The 8,262-nt window shown below is 73.7% G+C and carries 3 protein-coding genes; all 3 read left to right on the top strand.

The features are described 5' to 3' along the window. A partial coding sequence (locus tag ACOV8S_RS18455) for a hypothetical protein (protein WP_448318927.1) occupies nt 1–1,440 on the top strand: 1,440 nt, incomplete at its 5' end. Continuing rightward, a complete protein-coding gene (locus ACOV8S_RS18450; protein ID WP_448318926.1) occupies nt 1,437–2,795 on the top strand; it encodes a glycosyltransferase 87 family protein in 1,359 nt (452 codons plus the stop codon). The genes ACOV8S_RS18455 and ACOV8S_RS18450, both read left to right, overlap by 4 nt. Before the next feature lie 442 nt (nt 2,796–3,237). Then, nucleotides 3,238–8,241, top strand: coding sequence for an NAD-glutamate dehydrogenase (locus tag ACOV8S_RS18445; RefSeq protein ID WP_448318925.1), 5,004 nt, complete (start codon nt 3,238–3,240; stop codon nt 8,239–8,241). Nucleotides 8,242–8,262: the final 21 nt, after the last annotated feature.

Here is an 8,262-nt window from a genome sequence, read left to right as displayed (position 1 = left end):
CGCCACCCCCTGGTGGACCTCCCGGGCGCCGGCAACCCCTACTACTCCCCCTACGCGCTCGCCCAGGGCGCCTTCGCGCGCCTCACCGGCCTGAACGGCATCGAGACGGTCCGCCTGGCGACCCCGTTCAACCTGGCCGTGCTCCTCACCGGCCTGAGCCGCCTGGTCCGCGCCCTCACCCCCCGCCCGTGGGCGCCCGTGTGGGCCCTCCTCGCCGTCACCCTCCTGTGGGGCACCGAACGCGCCTGGTGGAGCGGGTTCCTGAACCTGATGTCCTCGACGGGCCACGCCGGTTACCCCTCCGCGTTCGCCCTCGGCGCGACCCTCTGGGCCTGGGCCCTGACCGCCACCCGCGCCCACGCCGCCGACGGCACCAGCACCGTCACCGGCACCCACCCCCGCACCGGCACCGGCACCGGCACCGCCACACGGACAGGCCCCGGCACCGGCAACCGCCCCGGCATCCGCTTCGTCGGCCCCCGCGCCCTGCCCGGCCTCCCCGGCTACGCCGCCCTCGGCGCCCTGTACGGGCTGATCCTGCTGACCCACCCGGTCACCTTCGTCGCCGCCGCCCTCGGCGCCGTCGCCTTCGTCGCCGCGTCACCGCGGAACCTGACCCCCGCGCTGCTCGGGCGCTGGGCGACGGCCGCCGCCGTCGCGTTCGCCCTCGCCGTCGCCTGGCCGTACGCGGACGTGCTCGGCCTGGCCGGGGACCGCAGCCTCGACGTGATGCACCGCCAGCTCTACGACCGCATCCCCGAGCGTTTCTGGCTCGCCGCCGTGCTCGGCGTCCCGGCGCTGGTGCTGCGGGCGCTCAGGGCGGGCCGTCCCTGGCGCGACCCGCTGACGCTGCTGTTCCTGCTGGACTGCGCGGCCCTGGCGTACGGCTGGTACAGCGGCCACTGGACGTACGCCCGCCTGCTCGGCCCCGCCCTGCTCCCGCTCCAGCTGGCCCTGGCCGTGGAGCTGGCCGCGCCGCGCCCCTGGCCCCGGTGGCGCAGGGCTCTGGGCGCCGGGGCCGTGGCGGGCGCGGTGTGCGGGCTGCTGACCGTGCACGCGGGCGCCCTCGTCCCCTGGAGCCGCCTCGACCAGCCGCCGCGCTGGCCCTCGTACGACTGGGCGGCCCGGCACATCGGCCGGGGCGAGACCCTGCTGGCCGACGGCTACTTCGCGCCGCGTCTGCTGCCGGGGTACGGCGTGGACCTGGTGGCGCCGCCCTGGCCGGACCCGGCGCTCGGCGAGGCGGAACAAGGCCGGCGGACGGAGGCCACCGCCCGCTACCTGGACCCGGCCACCGGGCGCGCCGGGCGGGAGGCCGTGGCCCGCCGCTACCAGGTGCGCTGGCTGCTGCTGACCCGCTGGCGGAAGACCCCGGAGGAGGCGGTCGTGGTGGCCTGGAGCAGGGAGACGGGCGAGGTCCTCGCCCGGGTCGGCCGGTGACCAGGTCCGCGGCGCCCCGCGTCCGTCCCGCCGCGGCCGTCGCCGCACTCGCCCTCCTGTGGCTGCTGACCCGGGCCGTGATGCTCTGGCTGCTGACCCACGACCACCTGCCGTGGCTCGGCGCGGGCGGCGTCACGCACGAACCGGAGCGGCTCTACACCCGCTGGCGGGAGACCCTGGACGACGGCTCCTACCCCTCCGGCGACCCGCTCTGGCAGTACCCGCCCGGCGCGGGCGCCGCCCTGCTGCTGCCGGGGCTGCTGCTGCCCCGGCTGCCCTACCCGTGGGCGTTCACCGCGCTCACCCTGGCCGCGGACGCCGCCGTCACCGCCGCCCTGGTCCGGACGGGCCTCACCCGCCCCGCCCGGGGCGGCGGCGAACGCAGCCTGCTCGGCGCGCTGCTGTGGACCGCGGGGCTGCCGCTGCTCCTGCACCTCCCGCTGGCCCGTTTCGACGTGCAGGTCACCGCGCTGGCCGTGCTCGCGCTGCTCGTGGTGCGCCGGCTGCCCCGGCTGGGCGGCGCGCTGGCCGCGCTCGGCGCGCTGGCCAAGGCGTGGCCGGCGCTGGTGCTGGCCGGCACCGAGCCGGGCCGCACCACCCGGCGGGCCTGGACCTCCGCGGGGATCACCGCCGTCACCCTCCTCGCGCTGCTCGCCTCGCTGTTCGCCGACGCGCTCTCCTTCGTCCGGCAGCAGGGCGGGCGGGGCGTGCAGATCGAGTCGCTCGGCGGCACGCTGCTCTCCTTCGCCTCGCACGCCGGCTGGCCGGGGCGGGTGCGGTACCAGTACGGGGCGATGGAGCTGGTCGGCCCGGGCGTCGGGGTGGTGGCCGCGGCCTCGCTGACGCTGACCGCGGCGTCCTTCGCGCTGATCGTCCTGTGGCGCCTGCGGGTGGTGCGCACCACCCGCGCCGCCACCCGCGCCGCCGCCCCGCAGGGCGGCTGGGACCCGGCCCTGACCCACGACGCCCCGCTGGCGGCCGTCCTGCTGCTGACGGTGACCAGCCGGGTGATCAGCCCGCAGTACATGATCTGGCTGCTGGGCCTGTCCGCGGTCTGCCTCACCCTGCGGCGCTCCGCCCAGCGGCCGGTGGCACTGCTGGTCGTGGCGGCGACGGCGGTCAGCGCGCTCGCCTATCCCGTCCTCTACGACGAGGTCGTCGCCCGCACCTGGACCGGCTGCCTGGTGATGGCGGTCCGCAACGGCCTGCTGGTGGCCGCCGCCGTCCTGTCCTGCGTCCGGCTGGCGCGCCTCACCCCGGGACGCGGCGACGGACCGCACGAGGAGCCCGGCCCGGCCTCCCGCGGCGCCGGCCACGCGCCGACGGCGACGCCCCAGGGCCCGCCGCCCGGCTGAGCGGAGCCCGCGCCGCACGCACCCCCATACCGCCCCACCCCACTTCACGGCGCTGTGCGGACCGGCAAAATAGCACCCCCTGTTTTGTACACATACGGCTCATGACGGCCCCCTCTCACCGGCATATAGCCTTGTGGCGTGATCAGCGCGATAGCCGGCGCGGGCGCACCAGCCCTCGCATCGCGCCCGGAGCACCCGGTGAACACCCGGGACCGGGCGCCGCTCGCTGATATTTCCGAGGGGGCCAGGGGGGCCGCGACATCGGAGTCGCGCATGGCCGGATTCCCCACGCGCGTCCCCTCCCCAGGCATAGCGTCGGAGCGAACCGACGCTGTTTGCCTCCACCGGCCGGCGTCAAGACGTACTGCCGGAAGCACCTCGGCCCAACCGGCCGACTTCCCTTCGACGTCACGCAACGGCGCGCGACAGGAGCCAAGGAACGATGCAGACCAAGCTGGACGAAGCCAAGGCCGAGCTGCTCGAGAGGGCGGCCCGGGTAGCTGAGAACAGCCCTGCCGGAGGACGTCTTCCGGCGGGGGCCACGGACGAGGGCGGGAGGAGCCCGGACCGGGCCGCCGTGCTGTCGTTGCTCCAGCGCTACTACCTGCACACGGCGCCCGAGGACCTCACCGACCGCGATCCGGTCGACGTCCTGGGCGCGGCGTACTCCCACTACCGGCTGGCCGGCAACCGGCCGCAGGGCACGGCCGCGGTGCGCGTGCACACCCCGACCGTCGAGGAGAACGGCTGGACCAGCAGCCACTCCGTGGTCGAGGTCGTCACCGACGACATGCCGTTCCTGGTCGACTCGGTGACCAACGAGCTCTCCCGCCAGGGCCGCGGCATCCACCTGGTGGTCCACCCACAGGTCGTGGTCCGCCGCGACCTGACGGGCAAGCTCCTGGAGGTCCTCGACACCCCCGTCGGCTCGGACGCCGAGCTGCCGCACGACGCGTACGTCGAGTCGTGGATCCACGTCGAGATGGACCGCGAGACCGACCGCGAGGACCTCAAGCAGATCACCGCGGACCTGCAGCGCGTCCTGTCCGACGTCCGTGAGGCGGTCGAGGACTGGGAGAAGATGCGCGAGGCGGCCCTGCGCATCGCGGACGAGCTGCCCGCCGAGCCGCTCGCCTCCGACCTGCCCACGGAGGAGATCGAGGAGGCCCGCGAGCTGCTGCGCTGGCTGTCCGCCGACGCCTTCACCTTCCTCGGCTACCGCGAGTACCAGCTCGTCGACGACGACACCCTGGTCGCCGTCCCCGGCACCGGCCTCGGCATCCTGCGCTCGGACCCGCAGCAGAGCGCGGGCGAGGGCGAGCACGACGGCGACCGCGGCGCGGACCCGGCCGGCCCGTCCTTCGAGCGGCTGCCCGCCGACGCCCGCGCCAAGGCCCGCGAGCACCGGCTGCTGGTCCTCACCAAGGCCAACAGCCGCGCCACCGTGCACCGGCCCAGCTACCTGGACTACATCGGCGTCAAGAAGTTCGACAAGAACGGCGAGGTCGTCGGCGAGCGCCGCTTCCTGGGCCTGTTCTCCTCGGCCGCCTACACCGAGTCGGTGCGCCGGGTCCCGGTGATCCGCCGCAAGGTCGCCGAGGTGCTGGCCGGCACCGGCTTCTCCCCCAACAGCCACGGCGGGCGCGACCTGCTCCAGATCCTGGAGACCTACCCGCGCGACGAGCTGTTCCAGACGCCCGCCGACGAACTGCGCTCCATCGTCACCTCCGTCCTCTACCTGCAGGAGCGCCGCCGGCTGCGGCTCTACCTGCGGCAGGACGAGTACGGCCGCTACTACTCGGCGCTGGTCTACCTGCCCCGGGACCGCTACACCACGGCCGTGCGACTGCGGATCATCGACATCCTCAAGGAGGAACTCGGCGGCTCCAGCGTCGACTTCACCGCCTGGAACACCGAGTCGATCCTCTCCCGGCTGCACTTCGTGGTCCGCGTGCCGCTCGGCACCGAGCTGCCGCACCTGTCGGACGCCGACAAGGAGCGCATCGAGAGCCGGCTCGCCGAGGCCGCCCGCTCCTGGGCCGACGGCTTCGCCGAGGCGCTGCACGCCGAGTTCGGCGAGGAGCGCGCCGCCGAACTGCTGCGCCGCTACGGCAACGCCTTCCCCGAGGGCTACAAGGCCGACCACACGCCGCGCGCCGCGGTCTCCGACATCGCCCGCCTGGAGCACCTGACCACCGCGGGCGTCGAGGAGGAGTTCGCGCTCAGCCTCTACGAGCCGGTCGGCGCCGCGCCCGGCGAGCGCCGCTTCAAGATCTACCGCCACGGCGCCCCGGTCTCCCTGTCCGAGGTGCTGCCGGTCCTCACCCGGCTCGGCGTCGAGGTCACCGACGAGCGCCCCTACGAACTGCGCTGCCCGGAGGGCCACGACGGCATCACCGGCGCGTGGATCTACGACTTCGGTCTGCGCCTGCCGCGCACCGCGCTCACCGCGGCCGGGGAGTTCCTCGGCGGCGACGACGCCCGCGAGCGGTTCCAGGACGCCTTCGCCGCGACCTGGACCGGCCGCGCCGAGAACGACGGCTTCAACTCCCTCGTGCTGAGCGCCGGTCTGACCTGGCGCGAGGCGATGATGCTGCGCGCCTACGCCAAGTACCTGCGCCAGGCCGGGTCGACGTTCTCGCAGGACTACATGGAGGACACCCTCCGCGACAACGTCCACACCACCCGCCTGCTGGTCTCGCTCTTCGAGGCGCGGCTGTCCCCGGAGCGGCAGAGCGCCGGCCTGGAGATCGTCGAGGGCCTGCTGGAGGAGCTGGACGGCGCCCTGGACCAGGTCGCCTCGCTGGACGAGGACAGGATCCTGCGGTCCTTCCTCACCGTCGTCAAGGCGACCCTGCGGACCAACTTCTTCCAGCTGACCGACGACGGGCGGCCGCACGACTACGTGTCGATGAAGTTCGACCCGCAGGCCATCCCCGACCTGCCGGCGCCGCGCCCCGCCTTCGAGATCTGGGTGTACTCGCCGCGCGTCGAGGGCGTCCACCTGCGGTTCGGCAAGGTCGCCCGCGGCGGTCTGCGCTGGTCGGACCGTCGTGAGGACTTCCGCACCGAGGTCCTCGGCCTGGTCAAGGCGCAGATGGTGAAGAACACCGTCATCGTGCCGGTCGGCGCCAAGGGCGGCTTCGTCGCCAAGCAGCTGCCCGACCCGTCGGTGGACCGCGACGCCTGGATGGCCGAGGGCATCGCCTGCTACCGCACCTTCATCTCCGCGCTGCTCGACATCACCGACAACCTGGTCGGCGGCGAGGTCGTGCCGCCGCAGGGCGTGGTGCGGCACGACAGCGACGACACCTACCTGGTGGTCGCCGCCGACAAGGGCACCGCCACCTTCTCCGACATCGCCAACGAGGTCGCCCAGGCCTACGGCTTCTGGCTGGGCGACGCCTTCGCCTCCGGCGGCTCGGCCGGATACGACCACAAGGGCATGGGCATCACCGCCCGCGGCGCCTGGGAGTCCGTCAAGCGCCACTTCCGCGAGCTGGGCGTGGACACCCAGTCGCAGGACTTCACCGTGGTCGGCGTCGGCGACATGTCCGGCGACGTGTTCGGCAACGGCATGCTGCTCAGCGAGCACATCCGCCTGGTCGCCGCCTTCGACCACCGGCACATCTTCGTCGACCCCACCCCGGACGCGGCCACCTCCTACGCCGAGCGCCGCCGCCTGTTCGAGCTGCCGCGCTCCTCGTGGGCGGACTACGACACGAAGCTGCTCTCCCCGGGCGGCGGCGTCTTCCCCCGCACCGCGAAGTCGATCCCGCTCAACCAGCACATCCGTGACGCCCTCGGCATCGACTCCGGCGTCGCCAAGATGACCCCGGCCGAGCTGATGAAGGCCGTGCTGAGCGCCCCCGTCGACCTGCTGTGGAACGGCGGCATCGGCACCTACGTGAAGGCCTCCACCGAGTCGAACGCGGACGTCGGCGACAAGGCCAACGACGCCATCCGCGTGGACGGCCGGGACCTGCGGGTCAAGGTCGTCGGCGAGGGCGGCAACCTGGGCCTGACCCAGCTCGGCCGCATCGAGTACGCGCAGTCCGGCCACGGCGGCGAGGGCGGCAAGGTCAACACCGACGCCATCGACAACAGCGCGGGCGTGGACACCTCCGACCACGAGGTGAACATCAAGATCCTGCTCAACGGGCTGGTCACCGCCGACGACATGACGGTCAAGCAGCGCAACAAGCTGCTCGCCGAGATGACCGACGAGGTCGGCCACCTGGTCCTGCGCAACAACTACGCGCAGAACACCGCGCTGGGCAACGCCGCCGCCCAGGCGCACGACATGCTGCCCTCGCAGCAGCGTTTCCTGCGCCACCTGGTGCGCTCCGGCCGCCTGGACCGGGCCATCGAGTTCCTGCCCACCGACCGGCAGATCCGTGAGCGCCTCCAGCACGGGCAGGGCCTCACCGGCCCCGAGACCGCCGTGCTGCTGGCCTACACCAAGATCACCGCGGCCGAGGAGCTGGTGACCACCGGCCTGCCCGACGACCCGTACCTGCGCCGCCTGCTGCACGCCTACTTCCCGGCGGCGCTGCGCGAGCGGTTCGAGGAGCAGATCGACAACCACCCGCTGCACCGCGAGATCGTCACCACGATCCTGGTCAACGACACCGTCAACACCGGCGGCACCACCTTCCTGCACCGGCTCCGCGAGGAGACCGGGGCGTCGCTGGAGGAGGTGGTGCGGGCGCACACCGTGGCCCGGGAGATCTTCCACTGCGGGCGCGTCTGGGACGCCGTGGAGGCGCTGGACAACCAGGTCGAGGCGGCCGTCCTCACCCGCATCCGGCTGCACTCGCGCCGCCTGGTCGAGCGCGCCACCCGCTGGCTGCTCAACAACCGGCCGCAGCCGCTGGCCATCGCCGAGACGGTGGAGTTCTTCGCCGAGGGCGTCGAGCAGATCTGGGGCCACCTGCCCAAGCTGCTGCGCGGCGCGGACCAGGCCTGGTACCAGCACATCCACGACGAGCTGGCGGGCGCCGGCGTGCCGGAGGAGCTGGCCTCCCAGGTCGCCGGTTTCTCCTCCGCCTTCCCGACGCTGGACATCGTCGCGACGGCCGACCGGATCGGCCGGGACCCGCTGGAGGTCGCCGAGGTCTACTACGACCTCGCCGACCGGCTGCGGATCACCCAGCTGATGGACCGCATCCTCGAACTGCCGCGCGCCGACCGGTGGCAGTCCATGGCCCGCGCCTCCATCCGCGAGGACCTGTACGCCGCGCACGCCGCCCTCACCGCGGAGATCCTCGCCGCCGGCGAGCCCTCCGACACCCCGGAGCAGCGGTTCGAGGCGTGGCAGGGCCGGCACGCCGCGATCCTGAGCCGGGCCCGCACGACGCTGGACGAGATCCACACCTCCGACAGCTTCGACCTGGCCAACCTGTCGGTCGCGATGCGCACCATGCGCACGCTGCTGCGGTCGTAGGCCCCGGCCGTCGCCGCGGCC

Source organism: Streptomyces sp. CO7, from assembly GCF_053474865.1.
Note: the sequence above shows the minus strand (reverse complement) of the source record. Positions and strands in the feature narration are given on the sequence as shown.